This is a genomic window from Pseudomonas sp. HN2-3, assembly GCF_020691745.1.
In the GTDB taxonomy this organism is placed as follows: Bacteria; Pseudomonadota; Gammaproteobacteria; order Pseudomonadales; family Pseudomonadaceae; genus Aquipseudomonas; species Aquipseudomonas capeferrum.
In genome coordinates this window covers 344,329-366,708 of record NZ_CP085704.1, presented here as the reverse complement: position 1 = coordinate 366,708, position 22,380 = coordinate 344,329, and the positions used below count along the sequence as shown (strand labels likewise).

18 protein-coding genes and 1 pseudogene are annotated in these 22,380 nt (G+C 63.3%); 6 read left to right on the top strand and 13 right to left on the bottom strand.

Translation table 11 applies throughout. The features are described from left to right. Positions 1 to 7: 7 nt before the first annotated feature. The 5 genes from LJX93_RS01600 to LJX93_RS01580 all read right to left on the bottom strand — a co-directional run bounded on the left by LJX93_RS01600 (position 8) and on the right by LJX93_RS01580 (position 6,707). A complete protein-coding gene (locus tag LJX93_RS01600) occupies positions 8 to 640 on the bottom strand; it encodes a sarcosine oxidase subunit gamma (protein WP_033703142.1) in 633 nt (210 codons plus the stop codon). Positions 641 to 823: 183 nt separating this feature from the next. Then, on the bottom strand, positions 824 to 3,841 hold the full coding sequence (locus tag LJX93_RS01595; RefSeq protein WP_033703143.1) for a sarcosine oxidase subunit alpha: 3,018 nt from the start codon (positions 3,839 to 3,841) through the stop codon (positions 824 to 826). Then, positions 3,838 to 4,173: a sarcosine oxidase subunit delta gene (locus LJX93_RS01590; protein WP_027594307.1), complete on the bottom strand. Its 336-nt coding sequence runs from the start codon at positions 4,171 to 4,173 to the stop codon at positions 3,838 to 3,840. The genes LJX93_RS01595 and LJX93_RS01590 overlap by 4 nt, the downstream gene beginning before the upstream one ends. Positions 4,174 to 4,187: 14 nt before the next feature. Next, positions 4,188 to 5,438: a sarcosine oxidase subunit beta family protein gene (locus LJX93_RS01585; protein WP_008089646.1), complete on the bottom strand. Its 1,251-nt coding sequence runs from the start codon at positions 5,436 to 5,438 to the stop codon at positions 4,188 to 4,190. 15 nt (positions 5,439 to 5,453) lie between these two features. After that, complete coding sequence (locus LJX93_RS01580; protein WP_047582966.1) at positions 5,454 to 6,707, bottom strand: serine hydroxymethyltransferase; 1,254 nt, start codon at positions 6,705 to 6,707, stop codon at positions 5,454 to 5,456. 320 nt (positions 6,708 to 7,027) lie between these two features. Between LJX93_RS01580 and LJX93_RS01575 the strand changes: the two genes are divergently transcribed. Next, positions 7,028 to 8,068, top strand: a complete 1,041-nt coding sequence (locus LJX93_RS01575; RefSeq protein WP_033703145.1) for a low specificity L-threonine aldolase — start codon at positions 7,028 to 7,030, stop codon at positions 8,066 to 8,068. 84 nt (positions 8,069 to 8,152) lie between these two features. Here the strand turns inward: LJX93_RS01575 and LJX93_RS01570 are convergent, their stop codons facing one another. From LJX93_RS01570 to LJX93_RS01560, 3 genes are all read right to left on the bottom strand, one after another. Next, positions 8,153 to 10,090: a methyl-accepting chemotaxis protein gene (locus tag LJX93_RS01570; protein WP_227696685.1), complete on the bottom strand. Its 1,938-nt coding sequence runs from the start codon at positions 10,088 to 10,090 to the stop codon at positions 8,153 to 8,155. A gap of 121 nt (positions 10,091 to 10,211) precedes the next feature. Next, the gene (locus LJX93_RS01565) at positions 10,212 to 10,514 is read right to left on the bottom strand and encodes a cell division protein ZapA (protein ID WP_033703147.1); all 303 of its coding nucleotides are present in this window, start codon (positions 10,512 to 10,514) and stop codon (positions 10,212 to 10,214) included. Next, the gene (locus LJX93_RS01560) at positions 10,511 to 10,741 is read right to left on the bottom strand and encodes a hypothetical protein (RefSeq protein ID WP_033703149.1); all 231 of its coding nucleotides are present in this window, start codon (positions 10,739 to 10,741) and stop codon (positions 10,511 to 10,513) included. Before LJX93_RS01560 ends, LJX93_RS01565 begins: the two co-directional genes overlap by 4 nt. 270 nt (positions 10,742 to 11,011) lie before the next feature. On the opposite strand from LJX93_RS01560, the pseudogene LJX93_RS27400 reads away from it, so the two are divergent. The 3 genes and pseudogenes from LJX93_RS27400 to LJX93_RS01550 form a co-directional block, all read left to right on the top strand. Continuing rightward, positions 11,012 to 11,734: pseudogene (locus LJX93_RS27400) on the top strand (MCP four helix bundle domain-containing protein); the annotation flags it as partial. 30 nt (positions 11,735 to 11,764) lie between these two features. Beyond that, on the top strand, positions 11,765 to 12,637 hold the full coding sequence (locus tag LJX93_RS27395; RefSeq protein ID WP_371856450.1) for a methyl-accepting chemotaxis protein: 873 nt from the start codon (positions 11,765 to 11,767) through the stop codon (positions 12,635 to 12,637). An 872-nt stretch (positions 12,638 to 13,509) separates the two neighbouring features. After that, complete coding sequence (locus LJX93_RS01550) at positions 13,510 to 13,965, top strand: REP-associated tyrosine transposase (protein ID WP_047582964.1); 456 nt, start codon at positions 13,510 to 13,512, stop codon at positions 13,963 to 13,965. Positions 13,966 to 14,046: 81 nt separating this feature from the next. On the opposite strand, the gene gbcB is transcribed toward LJX93_RS01550, so the two are convergent. Further along, a complete protein-coding gene (gbcB, locus tag LJX93_RS01545) occupies positions 14,047 to 15,147 on the bottom strand; it encodes a glycine-betaine demethylase subunit GbcB (RefSeq protein WP_033703152.1) in 1,101 nt (366 codons plus the stop codon). Positions 15,148 to 15,442: 295 nt separating this feature from the next. Between gbcB and gbcA the strand changes: the two genes are divergently transcribed. Then, the gene (gbcA, locus tag LJX93_RS01540) at positions 15,443 to 16,735 is read left to right on the top strand and encodes a glycine-betaine demethylase subunit GbcA (RefSeq protein ID WP_047582963.1); all 1,293 of its coding nucleotides are present in this window, start codon (positions 15,443 to 15,445) and stop codon (positions 16,733 to 16,735) included. 42 nt (positions 16,736 to 16,777) lie between these two features. On the opposite strand, the gene LJX93_RS01535 is transcribed toward gbcA, so the two are convergent. Next, positions 16,778 to 17,584, bottom strand: a complete 807-nt coding sequence (locus LJX93_RS01535) for an RHS repeat-associated core domain-containing protein (RefSeq protein WP_227696684.1) — start codon at positions 17,582 to 17,584, stop codon at positions 16,778 to 16,780. Positions 17,585 to 18,080: 496 nt separating this feature from the next. Between LJX93_RS01535 and LJX93_RS01530 the strand changes: the two genes are divergently transcribed. Then, positions 18,081 to 18,299 carry a cold shock domain-containing protein gene (locus LJX93_RS01530; RefSeq protein WP_186666152.1) on the top strand — a complete coding sequence of 73 codons (219 nt, stop codon included), beginning with the start codon at positions 18,081 to 18,083 and terminating at the stop codon, positions 18,297 to 18,299. 62 nt (positions 18,300 to 18,361) lie between these two features. On the opposite strand, the gene LJX93_RS01525 is transcribed toward LJX93_RS01530, so the two are convergent. Genes LJX93_RS01525 through dgcB form a run of 3 tightly spaced genes read right to left on the bottom strand, consistent with a single transcriptional unit; the run spans position 18,362 to position 22,327 of the window. Continuing rightward, a complete protein-coding gene (locus LJX93_RS01525) occupies positions 18,362 to 19,132 on the bottom strand; it encodes an electron transfer flavoprotein subunit beta (protein ID WP_186661444.1) in 771 nt (256 codons plus the stop codon). Between the two features lie 10 nt (positions 19,133 to 19,142). Beyond that, on the bottom strand, positions 19,143 to 20,375 hold the full coding sequence (locus tag LJX93_RS01520; RefSeq protein WP_033703157.1) for an electron transfer flavoprotein subunit alpha/FixB family protein: 1,233 nt from the start codon (positions 20,373 to 20,375) through the stop codon (positions 19,143 to 19,145). Beyond that, positions 20,375 to 22,327 (bottom strand): dimethylglycine demethylation protein DgcB, encoded by a 1,953-nt coding sequence (gene dgcB / locus LJX93_RS01515; RefSeq protein WP_095065419.1) that lies wholly within the window; start codon positions 22,325 to 22,327, stop codon positions 20,375 to 20,377. The genes LJX93_RS01520 and dgcB overlap by 1 nt, the downstream gene beginning before the upstream one ends. Positions 22,328 to 22,380: the final 53 nt, after the last annotated feature.

Genomic DNA, 22,380 nt, shown 5'->3' with positions numbered 1-22,380 from the left:
TTTCTCCTTAGGCTTCGATGCTCAGACCGTATTCGGCCGAAGCGTCCTGCAGCCACAGCCACCAGTAATCGGCAAAGCTGCGGCGAATCACCAGTTCCCAGGTGTCTTCGGCGGTGCGGCGGATCACCAGTTGCGACTTGGCGAATACGGTGCCGACAGCCTTGCCCACCGGGAAGTTGTTCGGGTGCACATCATAGCTGGTGGACTTCATCAGCACTTCGCGCACATTCGGGCCGCGCAGTTCCAGCAGGCTCTGCCCACCGCTGACGTTGACCACCTGGATGTGCAGGCCTTCGAGGGCCGCGCGCAGTTTTTGCTCGACGGCGAACTCCTGGCCGCCCGGGACGATCAGTAGCCACTCGTCGGGGCCCATCCACTGCAGCGACATCTCGTTGTTGGCGACCACGGTCAGGGCGACCGGCAGCTCCAGGCCCAAGGCCTTGTGCACGCCTGCGGCAAAGGCCGGATCATGGCCGTCGCCGCGCAGGGTCAGGTGGCCGAGGAATTTCTTTTCACGCAGGGTCACACCTGCGTTCTTGCGGCCCTTGCCAACCAGGCTGGCCAGGTCGGCGTGGTGCAGCGGCGACTGGGCCTTGGCTTCGGCGCCGGGGTTTTGCTGGAAGACGTTGATAGCGCTCATTTCTTACCTGCCTTGAATTCTGTTGTCCGTAAGACCAGAGGTCAGATGCAATGCCCGAATGCTAATGGGGGCCCAGTGGGAGCGGGCTTGTCCCGCGAAGAGGGCGGTGAGGCCACCAGCGCACTCGCGGGGCAAGCCCGCTCCCACAAGGTTTGCATTCCAATTCAGGCCTACCGGTGGGCCTTAGACGTTCTGCCGCTCACCCTTCGGATCGAAGAACACCGAAGACACGATCTCCGCCTCGATCACGCTGCCGTCGGCCTGCGGCGAGAACACACGCTCGCCCATGCGCTTGAGGCCGCCCTTGACCACACCCATGGCGAACGAATAGCCCAGGGAGTTGGCTGCGTAGCTGGAGGTAACGTGGCCGACCATGTCCATCGGGATCGGTTGCTTGGGGTCGAACACCAGCTGAGCACCTTCCGGCAGCCACTGGGTCGGGTCCACAGGCTTGAGGCCGACCAGTTGCTTGCGGTTGTCGCGCAGGCAGTCTTCGCGGTTCATGCCACGCAGGCCGATCCACGAGAACGGCTTGTTGCGGCCCACGCACCAGCTCATGTTGAGGTCGTCCGGGTTCATCGAGCCGTCCGTGTCCTGGCCAACGATGATGAAGCCCTTCTCGGCACGCAGTACGTGCATGGTCTCGGTGCCATACGGGGTCAGGTTGTATTGCTTGCCTGCCTCGATGATCTTTTCCAGTACGCCCATGGCGTAGTTGGCCTGCACGTTGACTTCGTACGACAGCTCACCGGTGAACGAGATACGGAACACCCGGGCCGGTACGCCGCCAACAGTGCCTTCCTTCCAGGTCATGAACGGGAAGGCGTCCTTGTCCAGGTCGATGTCGTCGGTCAGCGCGCTCAGCAGCTTGCGGCTGTTGGGGCCGGACAGGGTCATGGTCGCCCAGTGGTCGGTGACCGAGGTGAAGTACACCTTCATCTCTGGCCATTCGGTCTGGTGGTACAGCTCCAGCCACTGCAGCACACGGGCGGCGCCGCCGGTAGTGGTGGTCATGTAGAAGTGGTTGTCGCCAACGCAGGCGGTGACGCCGTCGTCGAAGACCATACCGTCTTCCTTGCACATCAGGCCGTAACGGGCCTTGCCCACGTCGAGCTTGGTCCAGGCGTTGCTGTAGATGCGGTTGAGGAACTCGCGTGCATCCGGGCCCTGGATGTCGATCTTGCCCAGGGTCGAGGCGTCGAGCAGGCCCACGCTGTCGCGCACAGCCTTGCACTCGCGGGCCACGGCGGCGTGGATGTCTTCACCGGCTTTGGGGAAGTACCACGGGCGCTTCCACTGGCCGACGTCTTCGAACTCGGCGCCGTTCTTCACGTGCCAGCCATGCAGGGCGGTGAAGCGCACAGGCTCGAACAGGTGGCCACAGTGCCGGCCCGCTACCGCACCGAAGGTCACCGGCGTGTAGTTCGGGCGGAACATGGTGGTGCCCATTTCCGGAATGGTGATGCCGATCGAACGGGCGGCGATGGCCAGGCCGTTGATGTTGCCCAGCTTGCCCTGGTCGGTACCGAAGCCCAGCGCGGTGTAGCGCTTGACGTGCTCGACCGACTCGAAGCCTTCACGGGTGGCCAGTTCGATACCGGCGGCGGTCACGTCGTTCTGCTGGTCGACGAACTGCTTCGGCCCCTTGGTGCCCTTGTCGTGCGGCACCTGGAACAGCGCCACGGTGGCCTCTTCCTTGCGTGCCACGGTTTTCGGCAGGGTGCCGGCAGTGGCCTTGAAGCCGGCTTCGGTGGCTGCGCGCACGCCGCCTTCGAAGCCATCGGCAATCACATCACCGAGGGCATAGATGCCGTGGATACCGCCGACGCACACGCGTTTCTGCGGTGCATCACCCGGCACGAAGCCGAGGATGTCTTCACGCCATACCGGGCGACCGCCCAGGTGCGAAGCCAGGTGGACGATCGGGCTGTAGCCGCCGGAGGTAGCGATCAGGTCGCACTCAAGGGTTTCGCCAGGGCTGGTGACTTTATGTGCCTGCACGTCGATGGCGGCCACGCGGGCGCCGGTCACGTGCTTGCTGCCCTTGGCCTCGACCACGGCGCTGGAGGTGAGGATGCGGATGCCCTTGGCACGTGCTTCCTCGACCAGCGAACCGCGCGGGTTGTGGCGGGCGTCGGCGATGGCGACCACTTGCAGGCCAGCGTCGTGCCAGTCCAGCGCGGCGCGGTAGGCGTGGTCGTTGTTGGTCGACAGCACCAGCTTGCGGCCCGGGGCCACGCCGTAGCGGCGCACGTAGGTGGAGACAGCACCGGCCAGCATGTTGCCCGGCACGTCGTTGTTGCCGTACACCAGCGGGCGCTCGTGTGCGCCAGCGGCCAGTACCACACGGCCGGCACGCACACGGTGCACGCGGTGACGCACCTGGCCGATCGGGGCGCGGTCACCGAGGTGGTCGGTGAGGCGCTCGTGGATGGTCAGGAAGTTGTGGTCGTGGTAGCCGTTGACCGTGGCGCGTGGCAGCAGGGTCACTTCCGGCAGGCTTTCCAGCTCTTTGACGATGCTGCTCACCCACTCGGCGGCAGGCTTGCCGTCGAGGGTCTCGCGGCTGTCGAGCAGGCTGCCACCGAACTCTTCCTGCTCGTCGGCGAGGATCACCCGCGCACCGCTGCGGGCAGCGGCCAGGGCGGCAGCCAGGCCAGCAGGGCCGGCACCGACGATCAGCACGTCGCAGTGCTGGTTCATGTAGTCGTAGCTGTCCGGGTCGTTCTGCAGCGGTGCACGGCCAAGGCCTGCCGCCTTGCGGATGTACTTCTCGTAAGTCATCCAGAACGATTTCGGGTACATGAAGGTTTTGTAGTAGAAGCCCGGCGGCATCATGCTGCCGCCGACCTTGCCGAGGATGCCCATGACGTCATTGTTGACGTTCGGCCAGCCGTTGGTGCTGGTGGCGACCAGGCCGGCGTACAGCGCCTGCTGGGTGGCACGCACGTTAGGGATCTGGGTGGCTTCGCTGGAGCCGATCTGCAGGATGGCGTTCGGCTCTTCGGTACCGGCGGCGATGATGCCGCGCGGGCGCGAGTACTTGAAGCTGCGGCCGACGATATCGACGCCGTTGGCCAGCAGCGCGGCGGCCAGGCTGTCACCGGCATAACCCTGGTAGGTCTTGCCGTTGAAGGTGAAGTTCAGGACCTTGCTGCGGTCGATACGGCCGCCGCTGGCGAGGCGATAGGTCTGGCTCATACTTTTTCCCCTTGGCCTTTGACGGTCGACGGTGCGCTGTTCTGCTTGCCGTTGGCGGTCACCTGCGGCTTCTCGCCAATCTTGTAGGTTTCCAGAATCTCGTAGGTCACGGTGTCGCGGGTGACGTTGAAGTACTGACGGCAGCCGGCAACGTGGTCCCATAGTTCATGGTGAATACCGCGCGGGTTGTCGCGGAAGAACATGTAGGTGCCCCACTCTTCGTCGGAGCAGGCGGCAGGGTCCAGCGGGCGGGCGATGTGCGCCTGGCCGGAGGCGTGGAACTCTTCTTCGGAGCGCAGCTCGCCGCAGTGGGGACAGAAAATATGCAACATGACGGTGTCTCCGGTTAGTGGGCGACGGCGGCGGCGCCGTGTTCGTCGATCAGTGCGCCGTTGTAGAAACGGTCCATGGAGAACGGCGCAGCCAGCGGGTGCATCTCGCCTTTGGCCAGGCTTGCGGCAAAGACGTTGCCCGAACCCGGGGTCGCCTTGAAGCCGCCGGTGCCCCAGCCGCAGTTGAAGAACATGTTCTTGACCGGGGTCTTGGAGATGATCGGGCAGGCGTCCGGCGAGGTGTCGACGATGCCGCCCCACTGGCGGTTCATGCGTACGCGCGAGAGGTTGGGGAACATCTCGACGATCGCCTGCAGGGTGTGCTCGATCACCGGGTACGAACCGCGCTGGCCGTAGCCGACCCAGCCGTCGATACCGGCGCCGATCACCAGGTCGCCCTTGTCGGACTGGCTGATGTAGCCGTGCACCGCGTTGGACATGATCACGCTGTCGATGATTGGTTTGATCGGCTCGGACACCAGTGCTTGCAGCGGGTGCGATTCCAGCGGCAGGCGGAAGCCGGCCAGCTTGGCCATGTGCCCGGAGTTACCGGCAGTGACCACACCGACGCGCTTGGCGCCGATGAAGCCTTTGTTGGTTTCCACGCCGATGACAGCGCCGTTTTCCTTGCGGAAACCGATCACTTCGGTCTGCTGGATCAGGTCGACGCCCAGGGCATCGGCGGCACGGGCGTAACCCCAGGCCACGGCGTCGTGACGGGCGACGCCACCACGGCGCTGAACGGTAGCGCCGAGGATCGGGTAGCGGGTGTTCTTGGAGCAGTCCAGGTACGGGATTTCGGCTGCGACCTGGGCGGTGTTCAGCAGTTCGCCATCGACACCGTTGAGGCGGTTGGCACTGACGCGGCGCTCGGAGTCGCGAATGTCCTGCAGGGTGTGGCACAGGTTGTAGACGCCGCGCTGAGAGAACATCACGTTGTAGTTGATGTCCTGGGACAGGCCTTCCCACAGTTTCATGGCGTGCTCGTACAGCTGCGCCGACTCGTCCCACAGGTAGTTGGACCGCACGATGGTGGTGTTACGGGCGGTGTTGCCGCCGCCCAGGTAACCTTTCTCGATCACCGCGACGTTGGTGATGCCGTGTTCCTTGGCCAGGTAGTAGGCCGTGGCCAGACCATGGCCGCCACCGCCGACGATGACCACGTCGTAGACCTTTTTAGGGGTCGGCGTGCGCCACATGCGCTGCCAGTTTTCGTGGTGGCTGAGGGAGTGCTTGAAAAGGCCGAAGCCCGAGTAGCGTTGCATGGTCGTTTACTCCACTCAGCGGTAAACAGGGAAGTCTGCGCACAGGGCGGCGACGTTCTTCGCCACATCGGCTTCAACGTCGGCATCACCGAGGTTGTCGAGGATGTCGCAGATCCAGCCAGCCAGGGCCACACACTGGGCGACTTTGAAGCCGCGGGTGGTGACAGCCGGGGTGCCGATGCGCAGGCCCGAGGTGACGAACGGCGACTGCGGGTCGTTGGGCACGGCGTTCTTGTTGACGGTGATGTGCGCGCGGCCCAGGGCGGCGTCGGCATCTTTACCGGTGAGGCCCTGGCGGATCAGGCTGACCAGGAACAGGTGGTTGTCGGTGCCGCCGGACACCACGTCGTAGCCGCGGTCGATGAACACCTGGGCCATGGCCTGGGCGTTTTCGATGACCTGCTGCTGGTAGCGCTTGAACTCAGGCTCCAGCGCTTCCTTGAAGCACACGGCCTTGGCGGCGATGACGTGCATCAGCGGGCCACCCTGGGCGCCTGGGAATACGGCAGCGTTGAGCTTCTTCTCGATCGCTTCGTTGGACTTGGCCAGGATCAGGCCGCCACGTGGACCGCGCAGGGTCTTGTGGGTGGTGGTGGTGACCACGTCGGCGTACGGCAGCGGGTTGGGGTACAGGCCAGCGGCAACCAGGCCGGCGACGTGGGCCATGTCGACGAACAGCAGCGCACCGACCTTGTCGGCGATGGCGCGGAAGCGTGGGAAGTCGAGGGTCTTGGAGTAGGCCGAGAAGCCGGCAACGATCATCTTTGGCTTGTGCTCGACCGCCAGGCGCTCGACTTCGTCGTAGTCGATCAGGCCGGTGTCGGTGTTGATGCCGTACTGCACAGCGTTATACAGCTTGCCCGAAGACGACACCTTGGCGCCGTGGGTCAGGTGGCCGCCGTGGGCCAGGCTCATGCCCAGGATGGTGTCACCGGCCTGCAGCAGGGCCAGGTACACCGCGCCGTTGGCGGAAGAGCCAGAGTGCGGCTGGACGTTGGCGAAGTCGGCACCGAACAGCTGCTTGGCGCGCTCGATGGCCAGCGCTTCGACTTTGTCGACGTGCTCGCAGCCGCCGTAGTAGCGCTTGCCTGGGTAGCCTTCGGCGTATTTGTTGGTCAGGCCGCTGCCCTGGGCCTGCATGACGCGCTTGCTGGTGTAGTTCTCCGAGGCGATCAGCTCGATGTGATCTTCCTGGCGCTGTTCTTCGGCATTCATCGCCGCCAGCAGTGCGTCGTCGTAACCCTGGATCTGGTCTTGCTTGCTGAACATCTTGTTGTCTCCCGGCAGCGATCGTTTCTTGTCTGTAAGGCACTGTGGCCCTTTGTGGCGATGGTATGACTGGCCGGGGTGGGTCAGATGCCTGCGCACGCCTTGCAATGGCGCGTTTACGACATTGGCTTTGTGTTGCTGTTGCCGGCCGCTTCGCGGGGCAAGCCCGCTCCCACATTGATTGCTGTATGCAGGACTATTGTGGAAGCGGGCTTGCCCCGCGAAGAGGCCGACACAGATCCGACTGAAAGCAGGTTGTATAGGCAACTGCTGAATCGATGGTTTAGAGTGCAGTTCTGCGTCGTTCACAGGACCGTGTCATGACAGATAAGAGCCAACAATTCGCCAGCGACAACTATTCCGGCATCTGCCCCGAAGCCTGGGCCGCCATGGCCAAGGCCAACATGGGCCACGACCGCGCCTATGGCGACGACCAGTGGACCGAGCGGGCCGCCCAGTACTTTCGCGAGCTGTTCGAAACTGACTGCGAAGTGTTCTTCGCCTTCAACGGCACCGCCGCCAACTCCTTGGCCCTGGCCTCGCTGTGCCAGAGCTACCACAGCGTGATCTGCTCCGAGACCGCCCACGTCGAGACCGACGAATGCGGCGCGCCAGAGTTTTTCTCCAACGGCTCCAAGCTGCTGACGGCGGCCAGCGTCAACGGCAAGCTGACCCCGCAATCGATTCGTGAGGTCGCCCTCAAGCGCCAGGACATCCACTACCCCAAGCCACGCGTGGTGACCATCACCCAGGCCACCGAAGTGGGCACCGTGTACCGCCCCGATGAGCTCAAGGCGATCAGCGCCACCTGCAAGGAGCTGGGCCTGAACCTGCACATGGATGGCGCGCGCTTTACCAATGCCTGCGCGTTCCTCGGTTGCAGCCCGGCAGAGCTGACCTGGAAGGCCGGCGTCGATGTGCTGTGCTTTGGCGGCACCAAGAACGGCATGGCGGTGGGTGAGGCGATCCTGTTCTTCAATCGCGACCTGGCCGAGGACTTCGACTACCGCTGCAAGCAGGCCGGGCAACTGGCCTCGAAGATGCGCTTCTTGTCAGCGCCCTGGGTCGGGCTGCTGGAAGACGGCGCCTGGCTGCGCCATGGCAACCACGCCAACCACTGCGCACAGTTGCTGGCCTCGCTGGTGAGTGACTTGCCGGGGGTTGAGCTGATGTTCCCGGTGGAGGCCAACGGGGTGTTCCTGCAGATGCCAGAGCCTGCGATCGAGGCGTTGCGCGGCAAGGGCTGGCGCTTCTACACCTTTATTGGTAGCGGCGGGGCGCGGTTCATGTGCTCGTGGGACACCGAAGAGGAACGGGTGCGTGAGCTGGCGGCGGATATTCGCAGCATCATCACCGCCTGACAGGCCGCATTCGCGGGGCAAGCCCGCTCCCACAGCGCTGTACTTGTGGGAGCGGGCTTGCCCCGCGAAGAAGCCAACACCGATCTAGAGCCTGAACCCACCCATCTGCCGCGCCAGGTCATCGGCCAAACCACGCAAAGCCTGGCACTCCTCACGGCACCCTTGCACCTCAGCCGCCGTCTCCCGCGCCAGGTCGGAAATCCCCTGCACCGTGCGGTTGATCTCCTCAGTTACCGCCGACTGCTCTTCAGTCGCGGTGGCCACCTGATGGTTCATGTCACTGATATGTTCCACCTGATCGGTAATCGCCCCCAGTGACGCCCCGGTGCGCTGGCTCGATTCCACGCCACTGCCGGTCGCCTGCTGCCCCGCCTGCATCGAGCTCACCGCCGAACCCGCGCCCTGCTTCAGGCGTTGGATCATCTGCTGCACTTCATCGGTAGACAGCTGCGTGCGCCGCGCCAGCGTTCGCACTTCGTCGGCCACCACGGCAAAGCCGCGCCCCATTTCCCCTGCCCGCGCAGCCTCGATGGCCGCATTCAGCGCCAACAGGTTGGTTTGCTCGGAAATACTACGGATCACTGCTAGAACTTCATCGATCGAGGCGACTTCGTCGGCCAACTGCTCCACCGCATCCGCCGCCTTGCCGATATCCCCCGACATACCCTCGATGCCCTGAATCGAACGGCGCACCACTTCACGCGCCTGCAAGGCCTCATCACGCGCCGACTGCGAGGCCTGCGCCGCATCACCGGCATTGCGGGCAATGTCCTGCACCGTCAGCCCCATTTCGTGCACAGCGGTGGCCACCATCTCGGTCATTTCCTGCTGCCGTCCGGAACGTTCGGCGGTGTTGTCCACCACCTGGGTCACCTGCTCGACGGCCAGGTGCAGCCGTTCGGTGGTACGCAGCACCTCGCCGATCAACCCGCGCTGGCTGTCGACAAAACGATTGAAGCCCCGCGCCAGGTCACCCAGCTCGTCCTGGCGCGAATCATCCAGGCGATGGCTGAGGTCACCGGCGCCACTGCCGATCTGCACCAGCGCGGCAGTGACCCGGCGGATAGGCCGCACCAGCCCACGTGCCAGCAACACCACCAGCAACAATGACAGCAGCGCCACGCCGCCACCGATCAACGTGGTCAGCCATACCGCCTGACGCATCTGCGCGTAGATCTCGGCCTCCGGCACCTCGGCGACCAAAGTCCAGTTCAGGTCGCGCAGTGGCAGGCCCAACGCCAGATAATCTTCGCCATCGCGCTGGAAGCGGCTGGTGCGCAGGCCCGGCTCACCATTCATCACCGCCTTGGCGGCGTGCGCATCGAGCTGATCGACCAGCTGGCGCTTGCCGCTGAAGGCGTTGTCCGGGTGCACCTGGATCAACCCATCGTTGCGCACCAGAAACACCTTGCCGTGCTCGCCAAAGCTGAAGTCATGGATCAGTTTCGACAGCTCGGCCATGCGCAGGCCCATGCCGGCGACGCCAACCAGCTTGCCGTCCTTTTCCACGCGATAGTCGATGAACAGCGCCAGCTCGCCGGTGGCACCGTCGATGTCGATATTGATCAGGCGCTCGGCGCCACTGTCGATGTAGCCGTAGAACCACTTGTCCTTGGGGTTGGCACGGCTGAGGGTGCGGTCCAGGCCATTCTCGTTGTAGTAATGGCCGGTTTCGGTAGCGGCGAACAATGTGGTGAAGGCCTTGTTGCGCTGTTTGGCGGCGTCGAGGTATTCGATGAAGCGCGGTGCTTGCGCAGGGTCTTCGCCCGCAGCAAGCCAGTCGCGCAGCAGGGTGTTGCCGGCAATGTCGGCCGCAGCCACCAGCGGCTGGCCGAGCATGCGCTCGATGTCGTTACGGATGGCTTCGACACTGGCCGGCAGCGCCGTGTCGACCAGGTAGCGTTCGGTCAGGCGGTTGAACGCCACCGTGAAGATGATCACCACTACCAGGATGCTCGCCAGCAGGGCCGCGCCCATGCTTGCGATCAATTGCCACTGGATGCTTCGCCGCCAGATACGCATGCCCTTGCTCCCCGCCAATTATTGTTTTGCGGGAAGTGTATACACTTACGTATCCAGTTATTCCAGTGATCTGGGACATTGCTTGGGGACCTTGGGGCCGCTGTGCGGCCCCAGGTGCCCATCAGGACTCGGCAATAGTCCGAACGATCGCGTCCACCGTAGCGTCGATCTGCGCCTGGGTGCGCGCAAGCGTCTGCTGATGCTCCTTCTGCAGCTCAACCTGCTTGGAGCACAGGTTCAGGGCAGCCAGCACCAGCAGTTTGTCGCCGATCAAGGTCGGGTACGAACGCTTGGTCTCGGCCAAGGCGGTGTTGAGCATTCGCACCGCCTGCGCCAAGGTTTCTTCCTGACCTTCAGGCGCCTTGATCGAATAGTCGCTGCCAAGGATCGACACGACATTGACCGGCTGCGCATTCAGGCTCATGCGTTGACGACACCCGCACTGGCGCGATCAACCAGCGCCTGGATGCGCGCGGCAGTGGCGCCGTTCTTTTCTTCCTGCTCCATCAGCGACAGCTGCAGGGTTTCGTTTTCTTCCTTGGCCTGGGCCAGTTGCTGGCCGAGGGTGGTGTTCTGCTCGGTGAGTTGAGCGTTTTTATGCATCAGGTCGCTGACCAGTTGCTCGATTTGATTCAGGGAGGCTTCAAGCATGGGGTCTATCTCAGGTTGTTGCAGAGGGCGCACACGATAAAGAAAAGTGTCGGCCCTCGCCATTAAATATCGGATTCTTAAGGTTTCTGCTGCGCAGATTGACAGGGTATCGGCCCGCTTGTTCCGACCTGGGTCAACCGCCGGTCAGGAAAAAGTTAGCGCGCTCACAAATTTCACCGGTCTCGCTCAAGACTGACCAGTCACGACCGATAGCCAGGCAAGTCATATTTCGTCGTGCTGTGTGCGACCCTCCCCTGCCTGGATCCCCCCATGTCCCTACGCAACATGAACATCGCCCCGCGCGCGCTGCTCGGCTTCGCGCTGATCGGCCTGCTGATGCTCGGCCTCGGCATTTTCTCGCTTATGCAGATGGGCAACATCCGCCAGGCGGGCGTCGCCATCGAGAGCATCAGCGTGCCCAGCATCAAGATTCTCGACGAACTTACCGCGCTGAACCTGCGCATGCGCACCCTCTCCTATCGGCTGCTGATCAACCGCGAGCCAGAGACCCAGCGCGACACCCTCAACCTGCTGGACCAACGCAACGCCCAGATCGACCGCGCCCGCCAGGCCTACCAGCCGATGATCGGCGCACCCGACGAGCAAGCGGCCTTCGACCAGTACAGCCAGTTGCTCAGTCAATACCGCCAGCTGGAGGCGCGCATGCGCAGCATGAGCCAGGCGGGCCGCACCGACGAGTTGCGCGACCTGCTCAACCGCGACCTGCTGGCCAACTCCGAGCAGATCAACAAGGTCATGGACACCCTGGTGCGCATCAACACCGACCAGACCCGTGCCACCAACGAAACCGCAGCCAGCCAGTATGCTGCCGCCTTCGCCCTGGTCATCGGCCTGTTGATCGCCGCCACCGTGCTGACGCTGCTGTGCGCGTTCCTGCTGACCCGCAGCATCGTCAAGCCGATCGAAGAAGCGCTGCAATGCGCCGAGCAGGTGGCCGACGGTGACCTGACCCACGTCATCCGTGCCGAAGGCACCGACGAAGCCGCCCGCCTGCTGCGCGCCATGGCCCGCATGCAAGACAAGCTGCGCGACACCCTGCAATTGATTGCCGGCTCCGCCACCCAGCTGGCGTCTGCAGCGGAAGAGCTCAATAGCGTCACCGACGAGAGCGCCCGTGGCCTGCAGCAACAGAACAACGAAATCGAACAGGCCGCCACTGCGGTCACCGAGATGACCAGCGCCGTGGAAGAAGTGGCGCGCAACGCGGTGAGCACCTCGCAGGCCTCGGGTGAAGCTAGCCGTTCGGCGGGCGACGGGCGCGACCTGGTGCTGGAAACCGTCGGCGCCATCGAGCGCATGAGCGGCGATGTGCAAGCCACTGCCACGCTGATCACCCACCTGGCCGAGCAATCGCGCGACATTGGCAAGGTGCTGGATGTGATCCGCGGCTTGGCCGACCAGACCAACCTGCTGGCGCTCAATGCCGCGATCGAAGCAGCCCGTGCCGGTGAGGCCGGCCGTGGCTTCGCCGTGGTGGCGGATGAAGTGCGGGCACTGGCCCATCGCACCCAGCAGTCGACCAGCGAAATCGAGCGGATGATCGGTAGCATCCAGGGCGGTACCGAGGAGGCGGTGGCGTCGATGCGTACCAGCACCGAACGCGCCGAGTCGACCCTGAACATCGCCCGTGGCGCGGGCATGGCGCTGGATACCATCGCCGGCGCGGTGGCGCAGATCAACGAGCGTAACCTGGTGATCGCCAGCGCGGCGGAAGAACAAGCACAGGTGGCGCGCGAGGTGGACCGCAACCTGGTGAATATCAATGATCTGTCGGTACAGAGTGCAACCGGGGCGCATCAGACCAGCGCGGCGAGTGCCGAGCTGTCGCGGTTGGCGGTGGATTTGAACAACCTGGTGGCCCGCTTCCGCACCTGACAGTACTGGGGCCGCTTTGCGGCCCATTCGCACTCTCATGGCCTGCGGATAACCTGTGAGAGCAACTGCCTTGCTCAAAATTCTAAAACAGCCAGCCCCGTGGGAGCGGGCTTGTCCCGCGAACACGGGCGAAGCCCGTGCCATGCTCTGCGGTGCCTGCTTCGCGGGACAAGCCCACTCCCACAGGGATCATGCTACGCCTTGAGCCTGTGCTGTACTTCGACGCTTTGGCAGCTGCTGTTCTCGCCAGAGCATGCCTGTCCGGATCATCGCGTTAAGCTGCACGCCATGTACAACGAAGATACAAGCCCCCCCGTGGGAGCGGGCTTGTCCCGCGAACACGGGCGAAGCCCGTGCCATGCTCCGCGGTGCCTGCTTCGCGGGACAAGCCCACTTCCACAGGGATCATGCTACGCCTTGAGCCTGTGCTGTACTTCGACGCTTTGGCAGCTGCTGTTCTCGCCAGAGCATGCCTGTCCGGATCATCGCGTTAAGCTGCACGCCATGTACAACGAAGATACAAGCCCCCCCGTGGGAGCGGGCTTGTCCCGCGAACACGGGCGAAGCCCGTGCCATGCTCTGCGGTGCCTGCTTCGCGGGACAAGCCCACTCCCACAGGGATCATGCTACGCCTTGAGCCTGTGCTGTACTTCGACGCTTTGGCAGCTGCTGTTCTCGCCAGAGCATGCCTGTCCGGATCATCGCGTTAAGCCGCACGCCATGTACAACGAAGATACAAGCGGCGGTGCGGCGATCCGACTTGCCCCGCGAAAGGGCCAACACTGCCACCCAACATCCAGCAAACATTCCCCGCCGCACGCCACTGCCAGCTCACCTAATGTTCCTCTGAATCTTATTTCAGGGGGCATCACATGGAGCGTGCTCAATCCCATCTTCTGCGCCGTGGCCGTTGCTCTCAGCCTGGTGGGTTGTACTTGCTGACTACGGTAACCCATGAGCGCAAGCGGACCTTCACCCACCTTCATCTCGCCCGTGGCGTGATTCAGCAACTCAGACAGGCTGAGCTCGATGGGCATTGCCAATCCCTCGCGTGGGTGGTCATGCCGGACCATGTGCACTGGCTGATCGAGTTACGAAGCGGCACCTTGTGTCGCCTGATGCGCAGATTCAAGTCACGCAGCAGCCATGCGCTTTATCAGCGGGGCATGCGGCGCGAAAAGATATGGCAGCAGGGCTACCAGGACCGAGCCTTGCGCCGGGAAGAAAGTGTGCTGCAGGTAGCGAGGTACATCGTTGCCAACCCCATCAGAGCAGGATTGGTTGACCGTGCGGGTGATTATCCGCACTGGGATGCAGTCTGGGTCTGATGCCATTCGCGGGGCAAGCCCGCTCCCACAGGCCTATGGGAGCGGGTTTAGCTGTGAAGAATCCACACTCTTGAAGCTGGATCAGTAATCGATCCGCACATCTCCTTTAGGCACGCTGCAGCACGACAGGATGTAGCCCTCGGCCTCGTCTTCTTCGGTAATACCGCCGTTGTGCTCCATCTCCACTTCGCCGCCCAGCTTGAGCACCTTGCAGGTGCCGCATATGCCCATGCCGCAGGCCTTGGGGATCATCAGCCCGACCTTCGCCGCTGCCGCATGCACGGTCTCGCCCGGGGCAACGCGGATGCTCTTCTCGCTGCCGATGAACTCCACCAGGTTGAGGTCGGAGACATCCACTTCCGGCGCGTCGGCGGCCTGCTCGGCATGCTCCACCGCATCGGCCTTGGCCTCTGCCGGCGTCGCGCCGAAAGACTCCTCATGGTAGTTCTTCATGTCGAAGCCGACGGCTTCAAGCATGCGCTTGACCGCGCTCATGTACGGCGTCGGGCCGCAGCAGAACACCGTGCGCTCCATGTAGTCGGGCGCGATCAGCTCCATCAGCCGCTGGTTCAGGTACCCGCGGTAACCCGCCCAGGGCTCGCCCAGCCCGTGCTTCTCGCAAATGATGTGCAAGCTGAAGTTGGGGATGCGCGAGGCCATCTGCTCCAGCTCGCGGTGGAAGATGATGTCTTTCGGCGAACGGGCGCTGTGCACGAAGACCATGTCGACATTGGCGTTGGTGTCGTAGAACCAGCGCGCCATGGACATCACCGGGGTGATACCCACACCGCCCGAGAGGTACAGCACCTTGCCCGACGGGAAGTCGATGGCGTTGAACAACCCCACCGGGCCGTGCACCGGCAGCTCTGCGCCTTCGTGCATGGTGTCGTGCAGGTGGTTGGAGACATGCCCGCCTGGCACCCGCTTGACCGTGATCGAGAAGCTGTACGGCACCGACGGCGAACTGGAGATGGTGTAGGAACGCATCACCGGTTTGCCTTCGATCTCAAGTTCCAGGGTGACGAACTGCCCTGGCTTGAAGAAGAACATGATCGGTTGGTCGGCCATGAAGCAGAACGTGCGCACGTCCCAGGTCTCCTGGATGACCTTGACGCAGCGCACGATGTGGCGGCCGTTGGCCCAGGTCTGGGTGGTGACCGGATTGAGGAAGGTATCGGACATGTTCATCTCCAGCAGCCGACAATTGGCCTTTTTATGGCTGCGATAATGCGCAAGCTGAAGGCGACGTACATTCCTGCCTGCGACATCGGCGTACTTATCGCGACCAGCCCCATGCTACAAGGGCTAGGGCGTCGTAATTCAAATCGGCCATGTCGCCCATGGATACGGTTCACGACGCCTTCGGACGCACACTCCACGGCAAAAGAACACGCTGTTTTTTTTACGACAGCCTTGCGGCACCACAACAATGATTAGCCACCTTTTGCCGGCCGCACGCGGCCCCGAGGACCACACGATGGACGTCACCGCAACCCTGAGCCTGGGCGATCCACTGGAAGCAGCACGCAAGGCTACCGCCGAGATGCTGCAGACCCGCGAGCGAACCTACTCGCTGCCCCAGCCTTTCTACACCGACGAGCGTCTGTTCCAGATCGACATGCAGGAGATCTTCCACAAAGAGTGGCTGATCGCTGGCATGACTTGCGAGATTCCGGCCAAAGGCAACTTCATCACCCTGCAGATCGGCAAGAACCCGATCATCGTCATCCGTGGCGCCGAAGGTAAGGTGCATGCCTTCCACAACGTCTGCCGCCATCGCGGTTCGCGCCTGTGCACCAGCGACAAGGGCAAGGTGGCCAAGCTGGTCTGCCATTACCACCAGTGGACCTACGAGCTGGACGGTCGCCTGCTGTTCGCCGGCACCGAGATGGGCGCCGACTTCGACATGAAGGAATACGGCCTCAAGCCGGTGAACGTGAAGGTTGCGGGTGGTTACATCTTCATCAGCCTGGCGGAAAACCCGCCAGCCATCGACGAGTTCCTGGCCACTTTGGACCATTACATGGAACCGTACGACATGGAGAACACCAAGATCGCGGTGCAGACCCAGTTGCTGGAAAAGGCCAACTGGAAACTGGTACTGGAAAACAACCGCGAGTGCTACCACTGCAGCGGTTCGCACCCAGAGCTGCTGCAAACCCTGCTGGAGTGGGACGACACCAACGACCCACGCGCCAGCCAGGAATTCAAGGACCACGTGGCCGCCTCTGCCGCCGCCTGGGAAGCCGAGAAGATCCCGTACCTGCACAAGAGCCACGGGCTGCGTAACCGCATCGTGCGCATGCCGCTGCTCAAGGGCACCGTGTCGATGACCATGGACGGCAAGCAGGCCTGCCAGAAGCTGATGGGCCGCATCAAGAACCCGGACCTGGGTTCGATGCGCATCCTGCACCTGCCGCACTCGTGGAACCACTGCATGGGCGACCACCTGATCGTCTTCACCGTGTGGCCGATCAGCGCCCAGGAGACCCTGGTCACCACCAAGTGGCTGGTGCACAAGGATGCCGTCGAAGGCGTCGATTACGACCCGGAGCGCATGCGCAAGGTGTGGGACGCGACCAACGACCAAGACCGCCGCCTGGCCGAAGAGAACCAGCGCGGGATCAACTCCACGGCATACCAGCCAGGGCCTTATTCGAAGACCTATGAATTTGGCGTGGTGAACTTCATCGACTGGTACAGCCAGCGCGTGCTGGAGAACCTGGGGGCGGAGCCTGCGCCGTACTTGAAGGAAGTGCAGGCGCAGTAAGTATCCGTTCACGTGCGGCTAGTGGTGACCCCACTAGCTTGCTCACTGCCTGTTGCGTGTTGCGTCTTGCGTATTGCGTATTGCGCCTTGTCGTATGCTATTTCTCGATTCGGCAGACGGAGAAGCGGCGTCGGACGTCCATCTATTCATCCCGATCATCACAGGGGTACCCTGCAGCCATGGTTTCGCCTGAGCGAGGTCCCAAACCTCCTTTACCGACGTTCCCAGGGAAATCACGGTAAGGGTTGACAATGCCCATGTCTGCCAATCTTTTCCTGGCTCCACCAGGCGACTGATCCCCACTGTGATCCCTGCAACGGCACTGGCGCCACTGACCACCGAAAGCGCCCAATCACTTCGCGATGAGACAGGCAAGAGCCCTACCGTGTCGTTGACAGCGGCTGCTTGTAGGGCCATGCCTCGATGAGCCTGACGTGTCCGCAACATTGATCGAAGCTTCAGACCACTGGTGAAGAAACCCGTTAAGTTGGTAAGAATGCTGAGGATAGGAAACAGGTACTCACTGGCTTCCTGGGCTTCCTGCCCTGTCGGATCGCGGTAGTTGATCGGGTCACCGAGGCAGTATGCATATGCGTTGAACCCACCCGCAGCGAACGGGCTGAGCCGATCTGGCGAGCGAAAGCGCATCAGTTGCGGGCTATAGGCACGATGCCCATTGCCCAGCAGATAGCAGCCACTGGCTTGATCGAGGTGCGCATCAGAGAATGCCAGCCAAGGTCCAGCATCGGGTTGGAACCCAGCGTAGGGCGTATAGCATCGATGCGGGGTAGCCTGCCCTCGCAGCACCGAGCGCTGGCGGTCAATTGCCAGCAGTGTGGTACCCGCCATTGCTACGCTCCCCAGGTCATTACCTGCCAGTACGTTAGCAAAGGGTACCTGTAGCGGTAACTGGCAAAAATGTCAGTTGCAGGGCAATGGTTTTCCACAGGCCAGGCGCCTACCTCGTTAGATCAATTTTTGATCAAAACTCTGCAAGCCTTGGCAGGCCTGGGCTGCAGCACTTCCCGAACAACTTGCCCACAGGTTGGCCAACAGACTTTGTGAGCAAGTCCGCCAATTCGCTTAAACACCCTGTGGGTAACTACACCAACTCCTTGAATTGCGGTATTTCTGAAAGCGTTTGCTGAAATTGATCATTATTTGTACGTATCGCTGCAAGGCCCGAAGCCATTGCGCTGCAGCGAAGCACGAACACTTTATCCACACCTTGGCGAACAGATTCCGGGGGTAAAACGCGGCCCACCTGACATTTTTGCCAGTTTCCTCAACATCCCGCTCATGATTGATTGAAAACAATCCAGATGGCAGCAGCACGAGGTCACTTATGCACAGTCGCCTGAAAGGCACTGTGAAGTGGTTCCATGAGGCGAATGGAGTGGGCGTGATATCGGCTGAGGACGGCAGCGGGGACTATTTCGTGGCGCGGAGTGCAATTCTGATGGTAGGCAAGGCGCGGCTACTGGAGGGAGGGCGCGTGAGTTTTGAACCGGTGATCGACGGGCTGGCCTTTTGGGCATTCAATGTTGCCGAGCTACAGCCTTAGAAGGGCCTGCGGGTGCGCCATTCCCACAGAGTCCCTGCTGAGTCAATGAGATTAAATGCACGTCAGCGTAGAACGCCTTCCTCAACCAGCAGCTTGAGAATCGCCTCGGCGCCTTCTTGCGGCGATACATCCTTGAGCACCTTGCCCCCGCCGCCGCTGGCCTTGGCCGTGGCCGCCTTCATCCGGTCGGCACCGCTCTTGGCCTTGATCACCTTCAGGCGCTTGGGCCGTGGGCGGGCAGGTTGCAGCTCAGCCTCGCCCAGCAGCTCGTCTTCGACAATGGCCACGTCACGCGCCGCCAGCACACCCCGCCGCGCCGGGCCGAAGGCACTCTGGCGCGGCTTGGGCGCTGCGTTATCCACAGTCGCCAGCAATGGCAGGCGCACCTTGAGGCGACGCCGCTGGCCCCGTGGTAGCGCTTGCAGCACCTGGGCGGTGCCGTTTTCGATGGACTCCACCTCTGCCAGGCCGACGATCAACGGCCAGCCCAGCTTCTCGGCCAGCAGAAACGGCAGCATGCCCGACCCTTCACCGGTTTCCGCCTGGCTGCCAGTCAGTACCAGCTGCGCGCCAGCATCGCGTAAATAGTCGCCGAGCACGCCCAATACATCCGCACCCGCCGGCTGTTCCAGCACGTCCAGGTGCTCCAGGCCCATGCCCAGGTAGGCGCGCAGCGCCTCTTCACGAGGGTCGCCGGCATGTACCACCTGCAAGTTATCCCCAGCCAGCTGCAGACCCAGCTCCACTGCACGCGCGTCCTGCTCGGCGCGGCGGGCGCGCCCGGAGCTTGGGTGGGCACCGATCGAAACCAGGCTGATGACTTTCGTACTCATGCTCGTGCCCTTATGCCGCGTCGCGCTGGCCGCCGCTGCGGTAGTTGTCCACAGCCTCGACCAGTGCCTGGAGAATTGCCGAACTGTCGCCAATCACCGACAGATCGGCCCGTTTGATCATGTCGCAACCCGGGTCCATGTTGATCGCCACCACTTTGTCGCAGGCGCCGATACCCTGCAGGTGCTGGATGGCGCCAGAGATACCCACCGCCACATAAACCCGCGCCGTGACCCAGGTACCGGTAGCCCCCACCTGGCGGTTGCGCGGCATGAAGCCGTCGTCCACCGCCACCCGCGAGGCGCCTTCGGTGGCACCGAGTGCCGCCGTGGCCTTGTGGTACAGGTCCCAGTCCTTGACGCCGTTGCCGCCCGAAACGATGAACTCCGCCTCGGCCATGGCGATGGTGGCCGGGTCGACCGCCACCGAGCCCAGGTCCTCGATACGCGACAGGCTGCGCACCACGCCTGTGGACAACTCCACCGGCAGCGCTTCGTGACGGGTTTCGCTGACCGGCTCGGCGCATTCCGCCGCCGCCAGGATCAAGCGCGGCACTGCACGCTGCAGGTCTTGCTGGCCGGCACCGGCGCGGCCGATGCACTGGCCATCCTTGACCTGCCACACCCGCGTCGCCGGGCGCTCGCCCAGGGCAGCGCCCAGGCGCCTGCCCAGCTCACCGCCACCGGTGCGGCTGTCGGGCAGCAGCCAGTGGCGCGGTGTGAACTGGTTATCCACAGCCCGCAAGCCTTGCACCAGTTGCTCTGGCGCGTAGCCTTCGAAAGCTTCGCCCTCGATGACCAGCAAGCGGTCGACACCGGCGTTGGCGAAGTTACTTTCCTTGTGCTCGCCAAACACGATCGCCAGCACCGCGCCGTCGCTGCCTGCCAGGCTGTGGGCCAGGCCGAGCAAGTCGCGGTCGTGGCTGCCGAGGCGGCCGCCGACCATGTCCGGCACCACGGCGATGTAGTACGCCGGCGCCGGCACCTGGTGCAGCGGCAGTTTCACTTCAGCCGCCGCCGTGCGCCGCCCGCCCACACCGGTGCCCTGCTGGGCGCCGCTGCGGTCGATACGCTTGATGCCAGCGGGGCCGATAAAGCCTGCGGCAATCGCGTGGGGGTTCTTGCGGATGACACCGTTTGGCCCCATCCAAGTGGTTTGTTGCGTCTGCATCGCCGCGTGCAGCGGATGCAGACGGTTACGGGCGATCCACTCGGCGCGTGGGTCGCGGCGGATGATGTCGCTCATCAGTGCACCTCCGCAGGTTCACGTTTGGCCGCTGGCGACTTGGCGTTCGCAGGGGCTTCGTCTTCGATCAGTACATCCGCTACCAACTCGGCCAGGTCCTTGATCTGTGGGCGCGGTTCGACCACACCTTCGAGCATGGCAGTGCACTGTGGGCAACCGACTGCCACCAGCTCGGCCTCGGTCTCACGGATGTCGTCCATGCGCATGTCGGGGATACGTTGCTTGCCCGGGATGTCGGTGATCGGCGCACCGCCGCCACCGCCGCAGCAACGGGAACGGAAGCCCGACCGCTGCATCTCGCGCACTTCGATGCCGAGCGCCTTGAGCACATCGCGCGGCGCCTCGTACTCGCCGTTGTAACGGCCCAGGTAGCACGGGTCGTGATAGGTCACGCTGCCGCCCTTGTGCTGGCCGAGGTTGAGCTTGTTGGCCGCGATCAGTTCGGCGATGTAGGTGCTGTGGTGCTGCACCTGGTACTCGCCGCCCAAGGCACCGTACTCGTTCTTCAGCACATGGAAGCTGTGCGGGTCGCAGGTGACGATGCGCTGGAAGCGGTACTTGGCCAGGGTCTGGATGTTGCGTTTGGCCAGTTGCTGGAAGGTCGCTTCATCGCCCAGGCGCCGCGCCACGTCACCGCTGTCGCGTTCTTCCAGGCCGAGCACGGCAAAGTCCACGCCCGAGGCCTTGAGCACTTTGACGAAGGCGCGCAGGGTGCGTTGGTTGCGCATGTCGAAGGCACCATCACCGACCCAGAACAGCACCTCGGTGGTGTTCACCTCCGACAGCAGTTTCAGGTTGAGGTCGGCCGCCCAGTTCATCCGCCCGCCAGGGGCGAAGCCGCCAGGGTTGTCGGTGGCGATCAGGTTGTCCAGCACCTCGGCGCCCTTGTTCGGGGTCGCGCCTTTTTCCAGGGTGAGGTGACGGCGCATGTCGACGATGGCATCGACGTGCTCGATCATCATCGGGCACTCCTCGACGCAGGCGCGGCAGGTGGTGCACGACCACAAGGTCTCGGCGTCGACCAGGCCGTTGACGATCGGCTGGTGCGGGTGGCCGCCATGCTCGCCAATAGGTTTGCCCGGGTAAGGGCTACCGGCAAACTTGGCGTCCGTGCCACCGGCCAGGCCGATGACCATGTCCTGGATGAGTTTTTTCGGGTTCAGCGGCTGGCCTGCGGCGTAGGCCGGGCACATGGCTTCACATTTACCGCACTGCACACAGGCATCGAAACCGAGCAGCTGGTTCCAGGTGAAGTCCACCGGTTTTTCCACACCCAGCGGTGCGTTCGGGTCTTCCAGGTCCAGCGGCTTGAGGCCGGTGGAGCGGCCGCCGCCGAAGCGCTCGGCACGGCGGTGCCAGGCCAGGTGCAGGGCACCGGCGAAGGCGTGTTTCATCGGGCCGCCCCAGGTCATGCCGAAGAACAGCTCCGACACGCCCCACAGCACACCCAGGCCCAGTACGCCGACCATCACCCAGCCACCGGTGTTGGCGGGCAGGATGCCGGCCACCGGCAAGGTGGCGACGAAGAAGCTCGCGGCGAACACCAACAGGCTTTTCGGCAGCCGCATCCACGGGCCCTTGGACAGGCGCGAAGGCGGGTTGAGGCGGCGTTTGAAGACAAACAACGCGCCTGTGAACATGATCACCGTCGCCACCAGCAAGGCGTAGCCGAGGATCTTGCTCTGCAGGCCGAAGCCGTGTACCAGGATCGCCAAGGCAGCCGACAGCACGAAGCCGCCCGCCGTGGCCACGTGGGTCTTGGACATGTACTTGTCGCGCTCGACCACGTGGTGCAGGTCCACCAGGTAGCGTCGCGGCATGGCCAGCAGGCCGCCGATCAGGTTGACCTTGGACGGCCGGCCACGCCGCCACATGCGCACACGGCGCAGGGCGCCGAGCACCGCCAGGCCAAGGGCAGCGAACAGCAGAATGGGTAGAAGGGTGTTCAACATGGGAGGCTCCCACAAACAGCTGAATTCTTGCGCCCCTCTCAAAGGTGGGCGCG

Bases quoted from the DNA above. Each gene is read 5' to 3' on its own strand.
- LJX93_RS01600 (WP_033703142.1), bottom strand. From the start codon at position 640: ATGAGCGCTATCAACGTCTTCCAGCAAAACCCCGGCGCCGAAGCCAAG.
- LJX93_RS01595 (WP_033703143.1), bottom strand. From the start codon at position 3,841: ATGAGCCAGACCTATCGCCTCGCCAGCGGCGGCCGTATCGACCGCAGC.
- LJX93_RS01590 (WP_027594307.1), bottom strand. From the start codon at position 4,173: ATGTTGCATATTTTCTGTCCCCACTGCGGCGAGCTGCGCTCCGAAGAA.
- LJX93_RS01585 (WP_008089646.1), bottom strand. From the start codon at position 5,438: ATGCAACGCTACTCGGGCTTCGGCCTTTTCAAGCACTCCCTCAGCCAC.
- LJX93_RS01580 (WP_047582966.1), bottom strand. From the start codon at position 6,707: ATGTTCAGCAAGCAAGACCAGATCCAGGGTTACGACGACGCACTGCTG.
- LJX93_RS01575 (WP_033703145.1), top strand. From the start codon at position 7,028: ATGACAGATAAGAGCCAACAATTCGCCAGCGACAACTATTCCGGCATC.
- LJX93_RS01570 (WP_227696685.1), bottom strand. From the start codon at position 10,090: ATGCGTATCTGGCGGCGAAGCATCCAGTGGCAATTGATCGCAAGCATG.
- LJX93_RS01565 (WP_033703147.1), bottom strand. From the start codon at position 10,514: ATGAGCCTGAATGCGCAGCCGGTCAATGTCGTGTCGATCCTTGGCAGC.
- LJX93_RS01560 (WP_033703149.1), bottom strand. From the start codon at position 10,741: ATGCTTGAAGCCTCCCTGAATCAAATCGAGCAACTGGTCAGCGACCTG.
- LJX93_RS27395 (WP_371856450.1), top strand. From the start codon at position 11,765: ATGGCCCGCATGCAAGACAAGCTGCGCGACACCCTGCAATTGATTGCC.
- LJX93_RS01550 (WP_047582964.1), top strand. From the start codon at position 13,510: ATGGAGCGTGCTCAATCCCATCTTCTGCGCCGTGGCCGTTGCTCTCAG.
- gbcB (WP_033703152.1), bottom strand. From the start codon at position 15,147: ATGTCCGATACCTTCCTCAATCCGGTCACCACCCAGACCTGGGCCAAC.
- gbcA (WP_047582963.1), top strand. From the start codon at position 15,443: ATGGACGTCACCGCAACCCTGAGCCTGGGCGATCCACTGGAAGCAGCA.
- LJX93_RS01535 (WP_227696684.1), bottom strand. From the start codon at position 17,584: ATGGCGGGTACCACACTGCTGGCAATTGACCGCCAGCGCTCGGTGCTG.
- LJX93_RS01530 (WP_186666152.1), top strand. From the start codon at position 18,081: ATGCACAGTCGCCTGAAAGGCACTGTGAAGTGGTTCCATGAGGCGAAT.
- LJX93_RS01525 (WP_186661444.1), bottom strand. From the start codon at position 19,132: ATGAGTACGAAAGTCATCAGCCTGGTTTCGATCGGTGCCCACCCAAGC.
- LJX93_RS01520 (WP_033703157.1), bottom strand. From the start codon at position 20,375: ATGAGCGACATCATCCGCCGCGACCCACGCGCCGAGTGGATCGCCCGT.
- dgcB (WP_095065419.1), bottom strand. From the start codon at position 22,327: ATGTTGAACACCCTTCTACCCATTCTGCTGTTCGCTGCCCTTGGCCTG.